21 protein-coding genes and 1 pseudogene are annotated in these 21,041 nt (G+C 57.8%); 7 read left to right on the top strand and 15 right to left on the bottom strand.

Annotation, left to right across the window (positions count from 1 at the left end; genetic code table 11):
• Positions 1-75: 75 nt before the first annotated feature.
• The 6 genes from msrQ to AC07W5_RS29070 all read right to left on the bottom strand — a co-directional run bounded on the left by msrQ (position 76) and on the right by AC07W5_RS29070 (position 6,056).
• Positions 76-696 (bottom strand): protein-methionine-sulfoxide reductase heme-binding subunit MsrQ, encoded by a 621-nt coding sequence (gene msrQ, locus AC07W5_RS29095; RefSeq protein ID WP_495011340.1) that lies wholly within the window; start codon positions 694-696, stop codon positions 76-78.
• Positions 696-1,709, bottom strand: coding sequence for a protein-methionine-sulfoxide reductase catalytic subunit MsrP (gene msrP, locus AC07W5_RS29090; protein WP_495024826.1), 1,014 nt, complete (start codon positions 1,707-1,709; stop codon positions 696-698). Before msrP ends, msrQ begins: the two co-directional genes overlap by 1 nt.
• A gap of 63 nt (positions 1,710-1,772) precedes the next feature.
• Entirely contained in the window at positions 1,773-2,630 is an 858-nt protein-coding gene (pssA, locus tag AC07W5_RS29085) for a CDP-diacylglycerol--serine O-phosphatidyltransferase (protein WP_494995689.1), read from the bottom strand.
• Between the two features lie 142 nt (positions 2,631-2,772).
• Positions 2,773-3,789: a ketol-acid reductoisomerase gene (gene ilvC, locus AC07W5_RS29080; RefSeq protein ID WP_057725048.1), complete on the bottom strand. Its 1,017-nt coding sequence runs from the start codon at positions 3,787-3,789 to the stop codon at positions 2,773-2,775.
• Positions 3,790-3,837: 48 nt separating this feature from the next.
• Positions 3,838-4,329 (bottom strand): acetolactate synthase small subunit, encoded by a 492-nt coding sequence (gene ilvN, locus AC07W5_RS29075; RefSeq protein ID WP_150643298.1) that lies wholly within the window; start codon positions 4,327-4,329, stop codon positions 3,838-3,840.
• A gap of 2 nt (positions 4,330-4,331) precedes the next feature.
• Positions 4,332-6,056, bottom strand: a complete 1,725-nt coding sequence (locus AC07W5_RS29070) for an acetolactate synthase 3 large subunit (protein WP_494995688.1) — start codon at positions 6,054-6,056, stop codon at positions 4,332-4,334.
• Positions 6,057-6,447: 391 nt separating this feature from the next.
• Between AC07W5_RS29070 and AC07W5_RS29065 the strand changes: the two are divergent.
• A pseudogene (locus AC07W5_RS29065) lies at positions 6,448-6,543 on the top strand (DUF4124 domain-containing protein); the annotation flags it as partial.
• Positions 6,544-6,564: 21 nt separating this feature from the next.
• Here AC07W5_RS29065 and AC07W5_RS29060 read toward each other — a convergent pair.
• From AC07W5_RS29060 to mrcB, 3 genes are read right to left on the bottom strand one after another with little or no spacing between them, the layout of a single operon-like run.
• Complete coding sequence (locus tag AC07W5_RS29060) at positions 6,565-6,900, bottom strand: YqcC family protein (RefSeq protein ID WP_495011339.1); 336 nt, start codon at positions 6,898-6,900, stop codon at positions 6,565-6,567.
• Positions 6,900-7,631 carry a tetratricopeptide repeat protein gene (locus tag AC07W5_RS29055; protein ID WP_494995686.1) on the bottom strand — a complete coding sequence of 244 codons (732 nt, stop codon included), beginning with the start codon at positions 7,629-7,631 and terminating at the stop codon, positions 6,900-6,902. Before AC07W5_RS29055 ends, AC07W5_RS29060 begins: the two co-directional genes overlap by 1 nt.
• 16 nt (positions 7,632-7,647) lie before the next feature.
• Positions 7,648-9,972, bottom strand: coding sequence for a penicillin-binding protein 1B (mrcB, locus tag AC07W5_RS29050; RefSeq protein WP_494995685.1), 2,325 nt, complete (start codon positions 9,970-9,972; stop codon positions 7,648-7,650).
• 117 nt (positions 9,973-10,089) lie between these two features.
• Between mrcB and AC07W5_RS29045 the strand changes: the two genes are divergently transcribed.
• From AC07W5_RS29045 to AC07W5_RS29035, 3 genes are all read left to right on the top strand, one after another.
• Entirely contained in the window at positions 10,090-11,646 is a 1,557-nt protein-coding gene (locus tag AC07W5_RS29045; protein WP_494995684.1) for a bifunctional aminoglycoside phosphotransferase/ATP-binding protein, read from the top strand.
• A gap of 91 nt (positions 11,647-11,737) precedes the next feature.
• Positions 11,738-12,082 carry a pentapeptide repeat-containing protein gene (locus AC07W5_RS29040; protein ID WP_494995683.1) on the top strand — a complete coding sequence of 115 codons (345 nt, stop codon included), beginning with the start codon at positions 11,738-11,740 and terminating at the stop codon, positions 12,080-12,082.
• Positions 12,083-12,328: 246 nt separating this feature from the next.
• A complete protein-coding gene (locus AC07W5_RS29035) occupies positions 12,329-12,601 on the top strand; it encodes a TfoX/Sxy family protein (RefSeq protein WP_007902045.1) in 273 nt (90 codons plus the stop codon).
• A 567-nt stretch (positions 12,602-13,168) separates the two neighbouring features.
• On the opposite strand, the gene AC07W5_RS29030 is transcribed toward AC07W5_RS29035, so the two are convergent.
• From AC07W5_RS29030 to AC07W5_RS29015, 4 genes are read right to left on the bottom strand one after another with little or no spacing between them, the layout of a single operon-like run.
• On the bottom strand, positions 13,169-14,047 hold the full coding sequence (locus tag AC07W5_RS29030; protein ID WP_494995682.1) for a ChaN family lipoprotein: 879 nt from the start codon (positions 14,045-14,047) through the stop codon (positions 13,169-13,171).
• A 21-nt stretch (positions 14,048-14,068) separates the two neighbouring features.
• Complete coding sequence (locus tag AC07W5_RS29025) at positions 14,069-14,836, bottom strand: heme ABC transporter ATP-binding protein (RefSeq protein WP_495011335.1); 768 nt, start codon at positions 14,834-14,836, stop codon at positions 14,069-14,071.
• Positions 14,836-15,873: a FecCD family ABC transporter permease gene (locus AC07W5_RS29020; protein ID WP_494995680.1), complete on the bottom strand. Its 1,038-nt coding sequence runs from the start codon at positions 15,871-15,873 to the stop codon at positions 14,836-14,838. The genes AC07W5_RS29025 and AC07W5_RS29020 overlap by 1 nt, the downstream gene beginning before the upstream one ends.
• Positions 15,870-16,757 (bottom strand): heme/hemin ABC transporter substrate-binding protein, encoded by an 888-nt coding sequence (locus AC07W5_RS29015; RefSeq protein ID WP_495024825.1) that lies wholly within the window; start codon positions 16,755-16,757, stop codon positions 15,870-15,872. Before AC07W5_RS29015 ends, AC07W5_RS29020 begins: the two co-directional genes overlap by 4 nt.
• 209 nt (positions 16,758-16,966) lie before the next feature.
• On the opposite strand from AC07W5_RS29015, the gene AC07W5_RS29010 reads away from it, so the two are divergent.
• Positions 16,967-17,284 carry a Rieske (2Fe-2S) protein gene (locus tag AC07W5_RS29010; protein ID WP_494995678.1) on the top strand — a complete coding sequence of 106 codons (318 nt, stop codon included), beginning with the start codon at positions 16,967-16,969 and terminating at the stop codon, positions 17,282-17,284.
• Here AC07W5_RS29010 and sfsA read toward each other — a convergent pair.
• The gene (gene sfsA / locus AC07W5_RS29005; RefSeq protein WP_495011333.1) at positions 17,281-17,994 is read right to left on the bottom strand and encodes a DNA/RNA nuclease SfsA; all 714 of its coding nucleotides are present in this window, start codon (positions 17,992-17,994) and stop codon (positions 17,281-17,283) included. The genes AC07W5_RS29010 and sfsA overlap by 4 nt on opposite strands.
• Entirely contained in the window at positions 17,994-19,166 is a 1,173-nt protein-coding gene (locus tag AC07W5_RS29000; RefSeq protein ID WP_494995676.1) for a pyridoxal phosphate-dependent aminotransferase, read from the bottom strand. Before AC07W5_RS29000 ends, sfsA begins: the two co-directional genes overlap by 1 nt.
• A gap of 332 nt (positions 19,167-19,498) precedes the next feature.
• Between AC07W5_RS29000 and dksA the strand changes: the two genes are divergently transcribed.
• Together dksA and gluQRS are read left to right on the top strand one after the other, a co-directional pair.
• Positions 19,499-19,942, top strand: a complete 444-nt coding sequence (gene dksA / locus AC07W5_RS28995; RefSeq protein WP_494995675.1) for an RNA polymerase-binding protein DksA — start codon at positions 19,499-19,501, stop codon at positions 19,940-19,942.
• Positions 19,943-20,127: 185 nt separating this feature from the next.
• The gene (gluQRS, locus tag AC07W5_RS28990; protein WP_494995674.1) at positions 20,128-21,024 is read left to right on the top strand and encodes a tRNA glutamyl-Q(34) synthetase GluQRS; all 897 of its coding nucleotides are present in this window, start codon (positions 20,128-20,130) and stop codon (positions 21,022-21,024) included.
• Positions 21,025-21,041: the final 17 nt, after the last annotated feature.

Genomic DNA, 21,041 nt, shown 5'->3' with positions numbered 1-21,041 from the left:
CAAGGAGTTTTCCGTTTCGACTGCGCCGGAAGTGGGGCGAATTATAGGCTTCCAGATTCTGCCGTCAAGGGTTAATTACACTTTTGTTGCCGAGGGGGCTTTTTTCGCTATTAACCGGGGGATTCGACGCGTGACAGGCGGGATACGTAACCCTAATAGCAACGCACCTATAGATGCATACATAGCCCACTCCTTCAGATCCGCACGAACGATCCAAAGCATATGCAGTAATCCAAGCCCCAGGATCACATACGCCAAGCGATGCAACTTTTTCCAGCGACTACCGAGGCGTCGCTGGCTATAACGATTAGAGGTGACCGCCAACACTAACAATCCAAGAAACCCAAGACTGCCGACAACGATGTAAGGCCGCTTATGCAACTCCACTCCCAGTTGCGACCAATCAAGGCCAAGGATAAACACCAGGTAGGCACTCAAATGCATGACCACATAAGCGAAGCACCACAAACCCAACTGCCGTCGTATGGCAATCCACCCCGCCCAACCGGTCAGCCTCTGCAAAGGCGTCATGCTCAGAGTAATCAACAACAGGATCAGCGTGCCCAACCCTAGCCTGTCAACCAGCACCTTTCCTGGATCCGGCCCAAGGGCGAAGATCCAGGCCTGATACAACCAAAGCAGCGGCCAAACCGCCGCCACTATAAAGACGCCAATGCGCCACAACGGATAACGCATCAGTAATTCTTCCGTAGATCGAGGCCGGCATATAAGGAAGCGACCTCATTGGAGTAGCCGTTGAACATTTGTGTCTCGCGCACATTGGGACTGAACAACCCGCTCGGTAGACGACGCTCCCGCGCCTGAGTCCAGCGTGGGTGATCAACCTCAGGATTTACGTTCGCGTAAAAACCGTACTCATCGGATGCAATGCTCTGCCAGGTGGTTTTCGGCTGCTCACTGACCAGACTGATACGCACAATGGATTTGACGCTCTTGAAGCCATACTTCCACGGCACCACAAGACGCAGCGGCGCACCGTTTTGATTGGGAAGCTCGCGCCCATACATACCCACCGCAAGAATCGCCAAAGGATTCATCGCCTCATCCAGACGAAGCCCTTCTATATAAGGCCAATGGATCAAGGCAAAACCAGAGCGCTGACCGGGCATGCTCTTGGGATCCTCCAGGGTTTCGAAACGAATGAACCTGGCTTTGGAGGTCGGCTCAACCTGCTTGAGCAATGCAGAGATGGGAAAGCCAATCCAGGGAATGACCATCGACCAGGCCTCCACACAACGCAGACGGTAGATCCGTTCTTCTAACTGATAGGGTTTGATGAAATCCTCCAGAGCGTAACGCCCGGGCTTACCCACCTCGCCATCCACCACAACGCTCCACGGCTCGGTTTTCAGCGCACCGGCGTTCTGTGCCGGATCACCTTTATCAGTGCCGAATTCATAGAAGTTGTTGTAGTGGGTCGCATCCTTGAATGGCGTAATCGCCTCATCCTTGACGGTGATGGCCTGCCATTTGGTCGCCGGCAGTTTCTGCGCGAACCAGGACGGAGTTTTGCCTGGCTCGACATCCGCATAACGAGCGGCATCTTGCGCATTCGCCCAGCGCGGCAGGCTGCTGAATGCCAGTCCGGCAATAGCACCGCCCAGAATACTGCGGCGAGAGAAGTAGAAGGACTCAGGCGTAACATCCGACTCTTGGCAATCGGACGACTTGGGCAATTTGATTAACATGACAACTCCGCAGCATTGGAGGACTGATGCGCCAATAGACTGCGGAGTATGGGGGAAATTACATCACTCGACGTTTTTGTGACGGCGAAGACGTAACAAATATTGCACCGGGCCGGAGGCGGCATAGGCGAGGAAAACCAGCAGCAGAATGCGCGGCGGGTCACTGAAAACTACAGCGAACACCAGCACCACCGCCAGAATCGCAACAAAAGGCACTCGCCCTTTCAGATCCAGCTCCTTGAAGCTGTTGTACTTGATGTTGCTGACCATCAGCATGCCAGCGGCAGCAACCATCAGAGCAACAAGGAAGGACATTTTGGAGCCCTGGATGCCGTAATCGCTGAACGCCCAGACAATCCCGGCTACCACACCTGCCGCGGCCGGACTGGCCAGACCGATGAAATAACGTTTGTCTGCAGTACCCACCTGAGTATTGAAACGCGCCAAACGCAATGCCGCGCCCGCTACATAGACGAATGCGACCATCCAGCCTACCTTGCCCATATCACCCAAGGCCCAGCCAAATGCCAGTAACGCGGGCGCGACGCCAAAGGCGACCATATCGGACAACGAGTCATATTCAGCGCCGAAAGCACTCTGGGTGTTGGTCATCCGGGCAACGCGACCATCAAGGCCGTCGAGCACCATGGCGACGAAGATCGCGATCGCGGCAAAAGCAAAATACTTGCTCGCGCTTATCGCGTCACCAGCACTCAAAGCGCTCTGTGCGCTCATGGAATTAATAATGGAGTAAAACCCCGCAAACAGGTTCGCGGTGGTGAACAGATTCGGCAGAAGATAGATACCACGATGCCGGACTTTACGGCCTTCAGCGTCATGTCCTTCTTCGACATGCTCATCGATCGGTAGCAGGCTTTCGGCGTCAGAGGCCTGGTTTGGCTCTTCGGGACGTTCGCTCATGGACATTACCTTACAACGGTGTGGAAAGTTTCGACAGGTGTCTGCGACAACGGTTCGCACGCAGATCCAGCTTTATACCAGAACCTGTCTACACAAACGAAAAAACGCGGCCTAAGCCGCGTTTTCTCTTCAAGGCTAGAACTTAGTTCTTGGCTTTGTCGACGATCTTGTTGGCACCGATCCACGGCATCATCGAGCGCAGTTGCTCGCCGATGATTTCGATACCGTGAGCGGCGTTGTTACGACGCTTGGCGGTCATCGATGGGTAGCCGGTAGCGCCTTCACTGATGAACATCTTGGCATACTCGCCGTCCTGAATGCGTTTCAGGGCGTTGCGCATGGCCTGACGGGATTCGGCGTTGATCACTTCAGGACCCGTCACGTATTCGCCGTATTCAGCGTTGTTGGAGATCGAGTAGTTCATGTTGGCGATACCGCCTTCGTACATGAGGTCAACGATCAGCTTCAGTTCGTGCAGGCACTCGAAGTAGGCCATTTCTGGCGCGTAGCCAGCTTCAACCAGCGTTTCGAAACCAGCTTTAACCAGTTCAACAGTACCGCCACACAGAACAGCCTGTTCGCCGAACAGGTCGGTTTCGGTTTCGTCTTTGAACGTGGTTTCGATGATGCCGGTACGACCGCCGCCAACGCCAGCAGCGTAGGACAGAGCAACGTTTTTGGCGTTGCCGGAAGCATCCTGATAAATAGCGATCAGGTCAGGGATACCGCCGCCCTTGACGAACTCGGAACGCACGGTGTGGCCCGGAGCTTTCGGCGCGATCATGATCACGTCGAGGTCAGCGCGTGGCACAACCTGGTTGTAGTGGATCGCGAAGCCGTGGGAGAAGGCCAGGGTTGCGCCCTGCTTGATGTTCGGCTCGATTTCGTTCTTGTACAGAGCGGACTGGAACTCGTCCGGGGTCAGGATCATGACCAGGTCGGCAGCGGCGACAGCGCTGGCAACGTCGGTCACTTTCAGGCCGTGAGCTTCCGCCTTGGCAACGGTTGCCGAGCCTTTGCGCAGACCAACAGTCACGTCAACGCCAGAGTCTTTCAGGTTGCAAGCTTGTGCGTGGCCTTGGGAGCCGTAACCGATGATGGCTACTTTCTTGCCCTGGATGATCGACAGGTCACAGTCTTTATCGTAATAAACTTTCATGAATTTCCCCTATATATCCAGGCCGTTCAGGCCATTCGCTAATTTGAGTTAGATGCTCAGCACTTTGTCGCCACGGGCAATCCCGGTGACGCCACTGCGTACGGTTTCCAGAATCGCGGCAGTGCCGATCGACTGAATGAAGCTGTCGAGCTTGTCGCTGGTACCGGTCAATTGAACGGTATACACGCTAGCGCTGACATCGACTATCTGCCCACGATAAATGTCGGTAGTACGCTTGATCTCGGCGCGCTGGGCACCGGTGGCTTTGACCTTGACCAGCATCAGTTCACGCTCGATGTGAGCACTTTCCGACAGGTCGACCAGTTTGACCACTTCGATCAGCTTGTTGAGGTTCTTGGTGATTTGTTCAATCACTTCATCATGGCCAACAGTGGTCAGCGTCAAACGCGACAGAGTCGGGTCTTCAGTCGGTGCCACGGTCAGGCTTTCGATGTTGTAGTTACGCTGGGAAAACAGGCCAACAACGCGAGACAAGGCGCCCGGTTCGTTTTCCAGAAGCAAGGAGATAATGTGCCGCATGATTAAGTACGCTCCGTCTTGCTCAGCCACATATCGCGCATGGAGCCGTCTTTGATCTGCATCGGGTAGACGTGTTCGCTGGTATCGACCTGAATATCGAGGAACACCAGGCGATCTTTCATGGCGAACGCTTCTTCCATCTTCGGCTTCAAATCCTTCAGATCAGTGATGCGTATGCCCACGTGACCATAGGCCTCGACCAGCTTGACGAAGTCAGGCAGCGATTCCATATAAGAGTGCGAGTGACGACTGCCGTAGCTCATGTCCTGCCACTGACGAACCATACCCAGCACGCCGTTGTTCAGGTTGACGATTTTTACCGGCAAACCATATTGCAGGCAGGTCGACAGTTCCTGAATGTTCATCTGAATACTGCCTTCACCGGTGACACAGGCAACATCAGCATCAGGGAAGCTCAACTTGACGCCCATGGCAGCAGGGAAACCGAAGCCCATCGTCCCCAGGCCACCGGAGTTGATCCAGCGGTTAGGCTTGTTGAACCGGTAGTACTGCGCCGCGAACATCTGGTGTTGGCCCACGTCGGAGGTCACATAGGCATCGCCCTTGGTCACTTCGCAGAGGGTTTCGATCACGGTCTGCGGCTTGATGATGCTGCCGTCGCCCTTGTCATAAGGGAACAGGCCGCGATCACCGCGCCATTCCTCGACTTGCTTCCACCAACTGGCAACGGAGTCCTTGTTCGGGGTCTCGCCGATTTCCTTGAGGGTCGCAACCATTTCGGTCAGGACGCTCTCGACCGGACCAACGATAGGCACGTCTGCCTTGATGGTCTTGGAAATCGAAGCCGGGTCGATGTCGATGTGAATGATCTTGGCATTCGGGCAAAACTTGGCCGGGCCGTTGATCACGCGATCGTCGAAACGCGCACCGACTGCGAGGATCACGTCGGCGTGGTGCATCGCCAGGTTGGCGGTGTAGCTACCGTGCATGCCAAGCATGCCGATGAACTGACGATCAGTGCCAGGGTATGAACCCAGGCCCATCAATGTATTGGTCACCGGCAGGTTGAGCATTTGCGCCAGTTCAGTCAGCGGTGCGGAGCCGCCACCGAGGATCACGCCGCCGCCCGCATAAAGAACTGGACGCTTGGCCGCCAGCAGCATTTCTGCCGCTTTGCGGATTTGGCCGGAGTGACCACGAACAGCCGGGCTATAGGAACGCAGCTTGGCTTTCTTCGGGAAGATGTATTCGAACTTCTCGGCCGGGTTGGTCATGTCTTTCGGGATATCGACCACGACCGGACCAGGACGACCGGATTGCGCCAGGTAGAACGCCTTCTTCATGACTTCCGGAATTTCCGACGCATGCTTGATCATGAAGCTGTGCTTCACGATCGGCCGGGAGATACCGATCATGTCGGTTTCCTGGAACGCATCGGTGCCAACCATGGTGCTAGGCACCTGACCAGAAATGATCACCATCGGAATGGAGTCCATGTAGGCCGTGGCAATACCGGTGATGGCATTGGTTGCGCCCGGGCCGGAGGTCACCAGTACCACACCGGCTTTACCGGTGGCACGAGCGTAGCCGTCAGCCATATGGGTCGCGGCCTGTTCATGACGAACCAGAATGTGGGTCACTTCCGGTTCTTTGAACAGGGCATCGTAAACATGAAGGAGAGCACCACCCGGGTACCCGTAAATATATTTGACGCCTTCGTCACGCAAAAAGCGGACGAGCATCTCACCGCCAGATAAAAGCTCCACGTTGTTCACCTCTAAAACGCCAGAATACCGTCCACTAAAAAGGGAACGGGTCTTAATAGGTTTACTGCTTAGCAGAGCATGAGCGACGGTGGTCGCCGACTACGTCAGCACTGACTGAGCAAGTATTGGGAGCTCCCCAAGTGTTGCGGGGTTTTCCCACCCAGCGCGAGGTAACGCGTTGCGGGTGTAACAGGTCGGCGCGGATGTGCGCCTCATGATCTACTGAGCGGGTCTGCTTCTGGCAGTCCCTCTACAGCGGACTTTGGATTGTTCTGATTCGCCCTCTCCAAGTCAAGTCGTCAATGTGCTTTATTCAAACCAAGTACATGAGAAAGCAAGAAAAAACCTTTAAACAGCAGCTGTGTTAGCTTCAATTGCGCAACACATGACCAGGAAATGGGTCGACGGTGAGATGCGCCGCCTGACCGACCAACAACGTCAGGAACGCATCACCGAAGCACAGAAACAGATTGCAGATATCTGCCAGCAGGTACTGGCAGCCTCCAATTCAGCGAGAGGCGGTGATCAGCAGATCGAATTCTTTGAGCAAGACCTGCAGTTGCCGATCCTTGCCCTGGACATTTCGGGCAGCGAAGACCATTTCGGCCATCTCCTGAATACCCGAGACATTGGGCAGCGGTAGATCGCTTTCCAAAATCGTTTTCATCCGCGGCAGGAAGATCCATTGCAGCCATTGCTCGAAGTCCAGGGTATCGATCGAGAACGGTTCGACACTGAGCAGAGCTTCTGCCGATGGCGAGACTTCACCCCACCACCCCTGAACCCGCAGCTCACGCTCGATCAACAGGAGTTGTTCGGCAATTTTCGGAAAGCGTGCATCCATCAGAGAGAAACCTTGGCCTTCTGACGAGCCAGTGCCGCGCCTGCGGGGTCACCCTGTTTCTCACGCGCCTGAGCGATCAGCTCCCACAGGTTCGCCTGAAGAGCCGGACGACCATTGGCGAAGGTCAGGCCCCGACGAGCGAACTGCTCGGCTTGCGCCGCATCACCCTGAGCCATGCGCACCTGCGCCAAACGGTAGAGCACTTGCGGTTCGCGCGGGGCGACACGCTGGGCGCGCTCCAGACTGGAGGAGGCACCGTTCAGGTCACCGCTCGCCTGTTGCTGCTGGGCGGTGGTCAGCAAGGCCAGCACAGGACCATCCAACTGCTCGTCAGCGGACAAACCACCAGTGCTGGCGGAAGGAATCCCGCTCGGCGTCGACGGCATACTGTAATTGCCCTGATTGATCGGTGCCGACTGAACAGGCGATGTATCGATCGGTCCTGGAGTGATCGGCCCCGGGGTAATCGGCGCACTGCTGATCGGCGCCGAAGTGGTCGCGCCACCGCCCGGAATCATCACCACCACGCCCGAGTCTTGCGGGACGGCCTGAGTCTGAGCTTGCGTCGGGCGCTTGACAGTCGTCTGACGGAAGCCGCCATTGGCCGAAATCCTCTCGCTGTTGGAAACGGCGCTGCCGGAATCCACCACCGGAATCGCGCCGCGCTGCACGCTGGAGCAACCGTTGAGCAAAGCCAGAGCTGTAATAGCTGGAATCCACCACTTGTTCACTTAAATCCCTCTTCGCTTAATTCATCCAGCCTTTGACCCAATCCATAACCGACTCAACGGAAGCCGGGCTTGCGCCACCGCAAGCGGCACCGGGAGGCGGTTCACTGCCGCGAATATACGGCATCTGCACCGCGCCCGGGCAGCTCGCTTCGGAACCCTGCCCGGTACGGGAGTCGACCCAAGCCTGAACAACGTTTTCCGGCTGCGGCATATCCAGCGGCAACGGGTCAGCCTTGCGCATGAAACTGGTCCAGACCTGCAGGGCGCCAGTGGCACCGGTGAAGGGTGTTTTACCGTTGTCATCGCGACCGAGCCAGACCACTGCCAGCAAATCCTGGCTAAAACCGGCGAACCAACTGTCTCGTGAATCGTTACTGGTGCCGGTCTTGCCCGCCAGCGCCAGGGTTTTCGGCAGGACGTTGTAGACCGAACTGCCGGTACCTTCGCGCATCACCCGCTGCATGGCGCTCTGGATCAAGTAGATCGAACCCGGATCGAAACGCTGCTGAATCTGGAACGGATAACGCTTGAGCGGCTGGCCTTCGGCGGTCAACACGCTACGAATCCCACGCATCGGCGTATTGAAACCGCCGTTGGCCAGGGTCTGATACATAGTCGCCACTTCCATCGGACTCAAGCCACCAGCCCCCAGCAACATCGACGGGAAGGCTGGAAACTCGCGGGTAATACCCAGGCGCGCCAGTGTCTTGAGGACATTTGGCACGCCGACTGCCAGGCCCAGACGTGCGGTCGACAGGTTGTAGGAATGCGCCAACCCCTGGTACAGGAAGACCGTGCCGTGGGAACGGCGATCATAGTTCTGCGGCTTCCAGATCTGACCGTCAGCCCCCTTCACCGAGAAAACATCATCGGAGAGCCAGCTGGTCAATGTGTATTGGCTCGGTTTCTCAAGTGCAGTCAGGTAAACCGCAGGCTTGACCAACGAGCCGATTGGCCGCACGGCATCCAGTGCCCGGTTGAAACCGGCAAAGCTTGCCTGACGGCTGCCGATCATGGCCTGGACCTCCCCCGTTTCCGGGTTGGTCACCACCATCGCGGCTTCGACCTCATCCGACCCCTTGCGGCCGGCAAGACGCTTGAAGGTATCGTTGACCGAGGCCTCTGCCTTCATCTGCAGAATCGGATCGAAACTGGTGAAAATCCGCAGCCCTTCTTCGGTCAAGTCTTCGTCGCGGTAGTCTTCGCGCAACTGACGTTTGACCAGATCAAGGAAACCCGGGAACGAGCTGTCAGCCAGACTGCCGCGCGTGGTTACGCCCAACGGCATCTTCTTGGCTGCTGCCACTTGCTCGGCAGTCGCAACGCCTTGCTGCTCCAGCAGATCGAGTACCAGGTTACGACGCTCAAGCGCATGTTCAGGGTAACGACGCGGGTTATAAAAGGACGGCCCCTTGACCATGCCCACCAGCAACGCGACCTGATGCAGTTTGAGTTCGGACAGCGGCTGGCTGAAGAAGAACTGACTGGCCAGCCCAAAACCGTGCACCGCCCGCTGACCGTCCTGACCGATGAAAACTTCGTTGAGGTAAGCCTCAAGGATTTCGCGCTTGTCGTAATGCATCTCAAGCAGCAGGGCCATCATCGCTTCGGTCAGCTTACGCGACAGGCTGCGCTCGTTGGTCAGGAAGAAGTTTTTGACCAGTTGCTGAGTCAACGTACTGCCGCCCTGACGCATTTGCCCCGAAGAGGTGTTGACCCAAACGGCCCGGGCAATCGACTTCGGAGAAACCCCGAAGTGGTGATAGAAGTCCCGGTCTTCCACGGCTACCAACGTATCAAGCAGGTACGGTGGCACCTGATCGATCTTGATCAGGATGCGATCTTCGAGGTTTTTCGGGTAAAGACCGCCGATCAATAGCGGTTCCAGACGCACGACCGAGACTTTCGAGCCATTGATCGCCGAAAGCTCGGCCACATAGTCTCCGGAGAAACGCACCCGCACCGGCTGGGCCTGCTCCAGACCTTCATAGAACTGGAAACCGCGAGTATTCAAATCGACCGTGTTGCCATTGACCGATGCTGCGCCGGGACCATTGGCGACGCTTTCGCGCCGGTAACCCAGAGCATCGAGTTCAGTCAGGAAATCTTCCTTGCTGAGCTTTTGTCCGACGAACAGCTCCAGCGGCCGGGCATAAACCTTGGCCGGGATGGTCCAGCGCTTGCCGGAGAACTTCTCCTGAACCACTGCATCGAGATAAACCGCAAAGCCGGCGAGCACCACCAGGCCGACCAGGCTGAGCTTCAGAGCCCAGCCTAACCAGGGGCGCAGGCCACCAGAGGGACGTTTTTTAGCGGAACGGGGGGATCGAGTACGAGTCATGGCGGCGGATTATACGCACTTTATTGAGACTCAACAGGAGCCCTCCCAGGTTTGCACTCCCGCCGCTTGCAGCCATAATGACGCCCTTGAATTTTTCCCGACTCCAAAGGATCGCCTGTGAGCCAGTCCCTGATCGCCGCCCTGCAAAATCCGGCCCTCTATCCTCATCCCGTAGAAGGGTTTCAGGTCATCGAGACGCATATCTCCTGGGTGCTGCTCACCGGCCCCTACGCCTATAAAGTGAAGAAGCCAGTCAACTTCGGCTTCCTGGACTTCACTGGCCTGGAGGCTCGCGAACACTTCTGCGGCGAAGAGCTACGCCTGAACCAGCGCCTGACCCATGATTTGTACCTGGAAGTGTTGCCGATTACCGGCAGCGCCGAAGCTCCGCAATTGGCTGGCAGTGGTCCGGTGATCGACTACGCGCTGAAAATGCGTCAGTTCCCGCAAAGCCAATTGCTTAGCACCCTGCAAGCCAATGGCGAGCTGACGACTGCGCACATCGATGCGATGGCCAAACAGATCGCTCAGTTCCACCTCAGTGCACCAGTGGTTCCGGCAACCCACGAGGCCGGCACTCCCGAAAGCGTCATGGCACCGGTTCGGCAGAACTTCGAACAAATTCGCCCATTTCTCAGCGACAAGGCTGACCTGCTGCAACTCGACGCCCTGCAAGCCTGGGCAGAAAGCAGCTTCGAGCGTCTCAAGGCACTGCTCGCCCAGCGCAAGGTCGAGGGGTTTATCCGTGAGTGTCACGGTGACATCCATTTGGGCAACGCCACCGTCATTGACGACAACGTAGTGATCTTTGACTGCATTGAGTTCAACGAACCGTTCCGCTTCACCGACGTATACGCCGACACCGCGTTCCTCGCGATGGACCTGGAAGATCGCGGCCTTAAAAGCCTGGCGCGGCGCTTCATCAGCCAGTACCTGGAGCTGACCGGCGATTACCAGGGACTTGAACTGCTGAACTTCTACAAGGCCTATCGCGCGCTGGTTCGCGCCAAAGTCAGCCTGTTCAGCATGCCGGCCGAAGCCGACCCGGTACAGCGAGCGGCCACGCTGAAGCAATACCACAACTACGCCAATCTGGCAGAAAGCTACAGCACCATTCCTTCACGTTTCATGGCGATCACCTGCGGCGTTTCGGCTGTCGGCAAAAGTCATGTAGCCATGCGCCTGGTGGAAGCATTGGGCGCGATCCGCCTACGCTCCGATGTCGAACGCAAGCGGTTGTTTGGCGAGCAACAGGTGCAAAACAACGTTGAGGCGGGCATTTATAGCGCCGAATCCAGTGTTGCCACCTACGCCCGCCTGCATCAGATTGCCGATGTAATTCTGCGTGCCGGTTTCCCCGTAGTGATTGACGCCACATACCTCAAGCGCGAGCAACGCGATGCCGCTTCGAAAATCGCCGAAGCCACCGGCGCGCCGTTCCTGATCCTTGACTGCAATGCTCCGCAAGCGGTCATCGAGAGCTGGCTCGCACAGCGTCAGGCGGAAAAAAATGATCCGTCCGACGCAACCATGGCAGTTATCGAAGCTCAGCAAGCTACTCGTGAGCCCCTGACCGCTGCGGAAATTCTGTGCAGCAAACGTGTCGAGACCAATGAAAGTGGCACGCTCGACAGCTTGGTCGCACACATTCGCCAACGCTTGCCGGGCCTGTAAGCAACTATTTCAGCCGTGAAACCGGTATCGGCTTCACGGCTGCAAAATAGTGGCACTATAATGGCGCCATAAATCCAACAGGTGACGCCCCATGAGCCAGCCGAAATTTCTAGACACGCCGCTTTACACGTTGCTGCACAAAGACGACATCGAAGGTTTCAATAGAGAAAGGCCTAACGGCGGACCTATCGACATGCGTGGCGGTGATTTCCGCGGGCTCGACCTACGTGATCTGAACGCCGAAGGTATCGATTTCACTGACGCCTATTTCCGCTCAGCTGATTTGCGCGGCCTGGATTTGCGCAGTTCTTCCATGGAAGGCGCGAGCCTGGCACATGCACAAATCTCTGGCGCTTACTTCCCACCAGAGCTGACAGCCGATGAGATTCTCATGTCGGTGAATTTCGGCACGCGCTTGCGCTACCGCACCAGGTAATTCACTCACCTGAAGTCCGGCGCCCCCTTACTATGCGCTGGACTGTGCATCGTGATTTCCGCTGTCAACCAGCGTGCCCGCTCTCAACCTCCTTCCCACTGCGTTTGCAGCCCTTTCTATAGTTCTCTGACCTCCCGGCTTAGAAGCTTTTCATCGAAACCTACCAAACAATCACGCTTTTCCTACTGACCGCTACACTCCTTTGAAGCTCGCCCACGCACCGCTCGGCCGTCGCAAGGAGGCTTGATGAATGATGAACTGCAGCACCTGAAAAACCTTGGCAAGACGTCGGCGCAATGGTTACACGCCGTGGGCATCCACAGCGCTTCTGACTTACGCCGCCTGGGGGCGGTGGATGCATATCGGGCCGTGCGAACCCGGGGGTTTCGTGCATCGAAGGTGTTGCTCTATGCAATCGAAGGCGCGCTGATGGACGTGCACTGGAACGACATCCCGGCAGAGCGCAAAGAGGCATTAAACAAACAGCTGGATGCCATATCGTCACGCCATAAGATTTGAGCGGGCAGGATTTTCATGTATTTACTCGGGAAGCAACCGGCCTGCGCCGACGTACTGATCGTTCGACTACAACGGATTCGAAATCCGTTGCTGAAGGACCTTATGCCATGCAGTGAGGTGCTCCGGTTTGAATCGACCGAAGACCTCTCGACGTCATTTCCGGGCAATCAAAGAAGTCATCCGCTTCTATTCGCTCAAAGAGAAGAGCTTGAAGCCCCTGCATATAGGCGATCAGAAAGAGCGCTTGGCTCAATTCACAGAAATGAGAAAACAGCTGTTGACACAGAAATGAGAATCGTTATGATTACCACAACTGATCGCGAGATCAGTCGATAACCTGGAAGACCAGTGGTTCGGACTCTCAGCTTATCTCCTCATCAGGCTAATCACGGTTATTTGACCCGGCTTTTGCCGGGTCTTTTTTTACCTGTCGAAAAGTGGCCAAAATCCGTGCTGAACGGCTTTTCAATTCGCGCTACTGGATCAAGGGAGGATTCCTGGCCCGTCCGTGGGCACACCACAAGCCCCGGCGAAGCATTTGGGTGAGTTCTATGGCCAGTCAGGATTTTACTGACGCAACTGAGCGCAATAATCCCGTTCCGGCATGGCGGCGGTATACCAGACATAGTCCGCCGTTTCCGGAGCAACCTCGACACCTTCCTGTGCCAGCATCAATACGACCGTCCCGCTCGCCGCCCCAAGGTCAAGCAGATGGACCGGTACTCCAACATCCTTGCGCGCGTGGTAAGCACCGGCAAATAGCAGCGAGGGTATGGGGGCCGCCAGCAGGCGCTCAGCCATCCGCCGATCACGTTGCTGCTGGACAGCCAGCATCGCGGGCATTTGCGCTTCCGGTAGCAGACCACAATGAGATTCGCGTACTTGTGCCAGCAGTTCGTCCTTTACCGAAGCCGAGTTCGAACGAACACCACTCAACGCAGGCGCCTGAGTATAAATTCGCCGTACTTCACTTCTGTCCAGATTGGCCGCCAACAACGGATAAGGCTGAGCCAGGGCAAAGCGCACGACAGGACCGTACAGCGTCCAGTCCCAACCGGATTGCCACGCCAACGCCCCAGGTAGATCGCCGGGCCAGCCAGACGCCTTCAACCCCATGCGGACCTTGTCGACGCGTGACTGCTGATCCGGCATCAACATCTCCAGAAGAAGACTGCCTTGAACACGACGATCAGCCAACGCCTTTAACAACTGCAATTGCAGTGCATGGTGATCGGGATTGTCGTGCTGCTCACCGACGACGACCCGCGAAGCCTTGGCCAAGTGACCGACCAGTTCATCCACCGTCAGCACCTGTCCATTATTGAGATCACGGATCACACCGGCAGTTGGCTCTTTCGAACTGTTTGAAACCGGTGTGTCCGGCAATATCGCCGCGTTATGACATGCACCGAGGAGCATCAGAGCCAGTATCAGAATTGCGCGCATGCTCTCACTCCGAGGGTGCTCTTAACGGGCGATGATCAACGGGTGCCCGCGCTCCGGATGCTGCTGCACCAGCACATCCAGCCCAAAAACGGCTTTCAGGGGTTCCGGTCGCAGCACCCGCGCCGGGCTGTCCAGCACATGAGGGCGTCCGCCCTCAAGCAACAATAGACGATCACAATAGCGCGCTGCCAGGTTCAGATCATGCAGGATCACCAACACTGCCGCGCCGTGGTCGGCAAACTCGCGAATCGCCTGCAACGTGGTGTGTTGATGCAGCGGATCGAGCATCGACGTCGGCTCGTCGAGCAGCAGGGTTTGCCCGACTTGCCCCGGCCACAGCTGCGCCAGCACTCGCGCCAGGTGCACCCGTTGCCGCTCACCACCGGACAACGCCAGGTAACTGCGCCCGCTCAGATGTCCGGCGTCGGCTGCATGCAAGGCGGCGGCAATAATTTCGTCGTCGCGGACTCGACCGCTTTGGTGGGGCAAACGCCCCATACCGACCACCTCTTCGACCCGAAAGGCAAAATCCAATGTCGAGGTCTGTGGCAATACCGCCACGCGTTGTGCCCTTTGCGCACCATCCCAGTGTCCCAACTCACGCTCATCCAGCCAGACCTTTCCCTGAGCGGGACGCAACTCACCGCACAATGCACCGAGCAAGGTGCTCTTGCCCGCACCGTTCGGCCCGAGCACGCCGAGCACTTCGCCCGGTTTGAGCTCCAGGTTGATATCCGCCAACACCGTCTGCTTGCCGCGGTGGATCTGCAGGTTTTCCGCTCGCAGCATCAGGCGCGCCCTCGTAACAACAAATACAGAAAAAACGGTGCACCGATAAACGCCGTGACTATCCCGATCGGTAGCTCGGCGGGCGCCAAGGCCAAACGCGCCACCAGATCGGCAAACAGCAGCAGACTCGCCCCCGCCAACACCGAGGCAGGCAACAAAACCCGGTGATCCGGCCCGACCAACAACCGCACCAGATGCGGCACCACCAACCCGACAAAGCCAATCATCCCGGCCGCCGCAACCGCCGCGCCGACTCCGAGCGCCGTGCAGAACACCAATTCACGCTTGAGCCTTTCAACGTCGATGCCCAAATGGCTGGCCTCCGATTCGCCCAGCAACAGTGCATTCAGCGCCTTGGCCCGACGCGGAAGCCACAGCGCCACCGCTGCGCTCACCAGCAGTAACGGCCACAGTCGCGAATAACTGGCGCCGTTAAGGCTGCCCAGATTCCAGAAAGCCAGCGTACGCAATGTGGCGTCATCCGCCAGATAAGTGAACAAACCGACTGCCGAGCCGGCCAGCGCGGTCAGGGCGATCCCCGCCAACAACATGGTCGCCACGCTGGTTTGACCATTACGACGGCCGAGGCGATAAACCAGCGCCGTCACCCCCAGCCCGCCGAGAAAGGCACACAGCGAAAGCAGGTAAGGACCTATCGCCTCAGGCAGCCCGCCAAGCGCCGCGCCACCAACAATCGCGATCGCAGCGCCCAACGCGGCACCACTGGATACGCCGACCAGCCCTGGGTCGGCCAACGGATTGCGGAATAAACCCTGCATCGCCACGCCGGACAACGCCAGTACCCCGCCCACTGCCAGGCCGAGCAACGTCCGTGGCAGACGGATCTGGCCGAGGATCAGTTCGGCCTGCTCCAGCCCCTCTGCCGGAATTGGCAACCCGCTCAAGCGCAATGCTGCGCGCAACGTATCCAGCAACGGCAAACTGACCGGCCCCAGCGCCAATGACAGCCAAATCGCCAATACACACAACAGGCTCAAGCTGATAAACAACGCTCGCGGCTTTACCAGAGTGCTCATAGGGCAGTTTTAGCCTTGGCTGATTCAATGGAATAGAAGCTGGCCGACAATTTCACCAGACTTTCCGGCAACCGTGGACCGAGACCGCCTACCAACAAGCTCGGATCGAGCTCAAACACTTGCCCGCCCTTGGCTGCACGGGTTGAGGCAAGGATCGGGTTCTCCTTGAACAGTGCGGCGCGCGCAGCTTCGCCGGTCAAGCTGCGGTCAGCGAAGACCAGTACTTCGGGATTCAGGCCGGCCAGAGACTCGACTGAAAAGGGTTTGTAGCCGCTATGAGTCGCCAGATTCTGGCCGCCCGCCTCCTGCAGCAACCAGTCAGCTGCCGTGTCCTTGCCGGCAACCAAGGGCTTGCCACCCGCATGCCCCAGTAACAACAGCACACCCGGTGCTTTTTGCCGGGTCTGCAGCTGGCTGACCCAGGCCCTCTGCTGTTCCAGTTGCTGCTGATAGTTCCGGAACAATTGCGCGGCCTTGTCTTCGGTGCCCAACAGCTTGCCCAGATGCTGCAAGTTACCCTGCAAGGTCGGCAAATCAGGTTGCGCCGAGAACAGCTCGACCTGCACGCCTGCGCTACGAATCTGCGACAGCGTCGGCGGTGGGCCCATTTCTTCGGTGCCGACGAGAATCTGCGGGCGCAAACTCAAAATGCCCTCAGCTGACAACTGCCGCTGATAACCGATACTGGGCAGTGCCTTGAGTGATTCCGGGTGCTGGCTTGTAGTATCTACACCAACCAGCTTCGACTCGCCCCCCAATGCGCTGACCCACTCCGACAACGCTCCACCGGCACTGACCCAACGTTGCGGCAATTGAGCCGCTACGGCGCCATGGGCAAGCAAAAGTCCGACACAGAACACAATAGCGCTGGAATTCAGGCGCATAAGAGGTTTTCCTTTGAGGGGCTGCCCCACTGGATTACGCGTCAATGTGACATGCCGAGGACCCTCGGCATCGTAATCAGCGAGTGCATGCACAACGAGCGAAGCGCGCATTTGATAATTGCTTGCATTTGAGCGTCAAGCACAGACATGTTTCGTCACATCACACCATGGCAGCCCGAGCATAGAGCCTTCGGCATTTGAGGATAGACATGAAGTTTCTTTGCACCCACGCCGAACTGGGCGATGCCAGCAGCCGCGGTTTTGATATCGACGGCCAGAAGCTGTTCGCCGTACGCCGTGACGGCCAGGTCTACGTCTATGTAAACCGCTGTCCGCACCGGGGCGTTGCGCTGGAATGGCAGCCCGATCAGTTTCTCGACCAGAGCGCCAGCTTGATCCAGTGCGCCACCCACGGCGCACTGTTCCTGATCGAAAGCGGTGAATGCATCGCTGGCCCTTGTGCCGGGCAATCCTTGACCACCGTCCCCTGCAAGGAAGATAGCCATGGGATCTGGGTGCAACTCTAGCCGTTCAGGATGACCTCCAGACGCCGGTCGATGCAAACCTCTTCTGCGCTCAGCCGCACGCCGTAAGCCAACACCTCGACCCCGGACGCAATCGCCTCACGCAGCGCCGCGGCATAACCCGGATCGATCTCCTCGGCCGGACGCACTGCCTCGATGCCGGTCAGGTTGACGCAATACAACTGCACCGCACGAATACCGTCCCGCGCCAGACAGGCCAACTCCCGCAGATGCTTGGCGCCGCGTACGGTCACGGCGTCGGGAAACGCGGCGATCGGTGAACCATTGAAGCCTAGCGTGACACTTTTGACCTCGACAAACGCCGGGCCACTTGGGTAATCCAGGCGGAAATCGATACGGCTGTTTTCCTGACCGTAAGCCACTTCGCGCTTCAGCCCGGTGAAGCCATTGAGCTCAGCGATCAAACCGGCGCGCAAAGCCTCCTCGATCAAGCCATTGGCCCGTGCCGTATTGACGCACGCCAGCCGCCCCTGTGGGGTTTCGCTGATTTCCCAGGTACCGGGCAATTTGCGTTTAGGGTCATTGGAACGACTGAACCAGACCTGCCCGCCTTCCACCATGCAGTTCAACATCGAGCCGGTATTGGGGCAGTGAATGGTCAGCAACTCGCCGCCAATGGTTTCGATATCCGCCAAAAACCGTTTATAGCGACGTAGCAAACGACCTTCTTCGAGTGGAGGATGAAAGCGCATCAGCCTTGCCAGTTCCGCAAACCGCGAGCAATCCGCTCGACTGCTTCCTGCAAACGATCCAGGTTCTGGGTATAGGCAAAGCGCACGTGATGGCCGGCCTGATGACGGCCGAAGTCCAGCCCCGGCGTAAAGGCGACGTGCTCGGTTTCAAGGAAATGCCGGCAGAAAGCAAAGGCATCGCCACCAAACGCGCTGATATCCGCGTATAGGTAAAACGCACCTTCCGGTTCCACGGCAATACCGAACCCCAGCTCCCGCAGGGCTGGCAACAGGAAGTCACGACGACGGCCAAACTCGGCGCGCCGCTCTTCAAGAATGCTCAGCGTGTCGGGCTCGAAGCAGGCTAATGCGGCGTGCTGGGCCATGCTTGGTGCACTGATATAGAGATTCTGCGCAAGTTTTTCCAGTTCACCGATGGCCGCTTGCGGCGCCACCAACCAACCCAGGCGCCAGCCCGTCATGCCGAAATATTTCGAGAAACTATTGAGGACAAACGCGCTGTCATCGACTTCCAGCACGCTGGCCGCGTCAGTGCCATAGGTCAGACCGTGATAGATCTCGTCCACCACCAGATGACCGTTACGCGCCTTGATCGCAGCAGACAACCCGGCCAATTCGTCACGACTCAAAATGGTCCCGGTCGGATTGGCCGGTGAAGCCACCAGCGCACCGACGCTATCCTGATCCCAATGATGCTCGACCAGCTGCGGGGTGAGTTGATAACGCGTGTGCGGACCCACCGGCACCAGCTGCGCTGCACCTTCCACCAATCGCAGAAAGTGCCGGTTGCACGGGTAACCCGGGTCCGCCAGCAGCCAGTGTTTACCCGGATCGACCAGTAAACTGCTGGCCAGCAGCAGCGCACCCGAGCCACCGGGGGTGATCAGAATACGCTCGGGATCGATGTCCAGGCCGTAACGCTGCCGGTAAAAACCAGAGATGGCGGCTCGCAACTCCGGGATTCCACGGGCGGCGGTGTAACGGGTTTTCCCCGCTGTCAGCGCAGCCTGGCCAGCCTTGATAATCGGCTCAGCCGTGGTGAAGTCCGGCTCACCGATTTCCAGGTGAATGACATCGTGGCCGGCCGCCTGCAACTCGTTGGCGCGTGCCAGCAACGCCATGACGTGGAAAGGTTCGATAGCGCGGCTGCGCGCACTGTAGGGCTGAGCCATTAGCCATTCCTTCAATGGGGAGCAAAAAACTGATTCTACCCAACGACTGGATCGAGGGAGAGCTTAAAGCAGTTTGAACCATCAGATCGCAAGATCAAACAACTCGAACGTCTGGCTCAAGTTTGACTAAAATCATTAATTGAGCAGGCTCCAGACCTACCAGGCCAGACTTTTCAACCTTTTGCAAACATCACGGACCGCAGGCTCGACAACCGGGAGTAGCGCGGCCCGTTTTGATCTGGTAAGTTCGCCCGCTTGCAGCCGCAGGGCCGGCAGGTGTCGGTATGGAACATTCCTGCGCAATGGATTACAAGAGTAGAGGCGGTCCATTCATGCCCACCCAAGCAAAGCAAAAGCAGAGCCAGTCGATCAGCGGCTTCGAACCCTACGTTGAAACCAAGGGTGAGGAGTACATGGGCGAGCCCATGCGCAAGCACTTCACCAAGATCCTGAACAAGTGGAAACAGGACTTGATGCAGGAAGTCGACCGCACTGTTGATCACATGAAAGACGAAGCGGCCAACTTCCCTGACCCGGCCGACCGTGCCAGTCAGGAAGAAGAATTCAGCCTTGAACTGCGTGCCCGCGATCGCGAGCGCAAGTTGATCAAGAAAATCGACAAGACCCTGCAGCTGATCGAAGACGAAGAGTACGGCTGGTGCGAGTCCTGCGGCGTCGAAATCGGCGTCAAGCGACTGGAAGCCCGCCCTACCGCCGACATGTGTGTCGATTGCAAAACGCTGGCGGAAATCAAGGAAAAGCAGGTCGGCAAGTAACAGTCGACTTGAACGAAGAACGGAGCGTGCAAACGCTCCGTTTTTGTTTCTGGCGCCTGAGCGCCCGCAGGAGCAGCCGGTCGACGCTCGATTGGTCCGGGCGGCGTTCCGACGATGTCGATTTCAAGGACACCATCGCCGGCAAGCCGTGCGCCTACCGGAACAGACAACGTAACATCGCACCCATGACTACCATTAAATCCCCCGCGTACATCGGGCGCTTCGCCCCCACTCCCAGTGGTTACCTGCACTTCGGCTCGCTGGTCGCTGCCCTGGCCTCGTACCTCGATGCCCGCTCGGTAGGCGGACACTGGTTGGTACGCATGGAGGATCTTGACCCACCACGGGAAGAACCCGGCGCCCAAGTTGCGATCCTTGCTGCTCTGGAGCACTACGGCTTCGAATGGGATGGCGAAATGGTCCGACAGAGTGACCGTCACGACGCTTACGCCGAAGTGCTCAATCGCCTGTTCAACCATGGTTTGGCCTACGCTTGCACCTGCTCACGCAAACAGCTTGAGCCCTATCACGGCGTCTATCCCGGCCTGTGTCGCAATGCTGGCCACGCCAGTGACAACGCCGCAATCCGCTTGCGGGTGCCCGAGCTTGAATACCATTTTGAAGATCGGGTGCAGGGAGAGTTTCGTCAACATCTGGGGCGCGACGTCGGTGACTTCGTCATTCGCCGCCGCGACGGGCTTTACGCCTATCAACTGGCCGTAGTGCTCGATGACGCCTGGCAAGGTGTGACGGATATTGTCCGCGGCGCCGACCTGCTGGACTCCACACCGCGTCAGCTGTACCTGCAAGAATTGCTGGGACTGCCGCAACCGCGCTACCTGCACGTGCCGCTGATAACACAACCGGACGGCCACAAGCTGGGAAAATCCTACCGTTCAGCACCGCTGGCCGACGATCAAGCCACGCCACTGTTACTCCGAGCACTGCGTGCCCTGGGCCAGAAACCCGCTAGCGAACTCGACTACGCCAGCCCCCGGGAAGTGCTGAACTGGGGCATTAAGCACTGGGATGCTTTGCAGATCCCGCGCACACTGACCCTGCCCGAAGCGCAAATACGCTGACGGCGCTTGCAGCTTGG

It is taken from the genome of Pseudomonas sp. GW821-FHT01E05 (assembly GCF_059422425.1).
The sequence above is the reverse complement of the archived record's forward strand: the minus strand, read 5'-3'. Positions and strand labels throughout refer to the sequence as shown.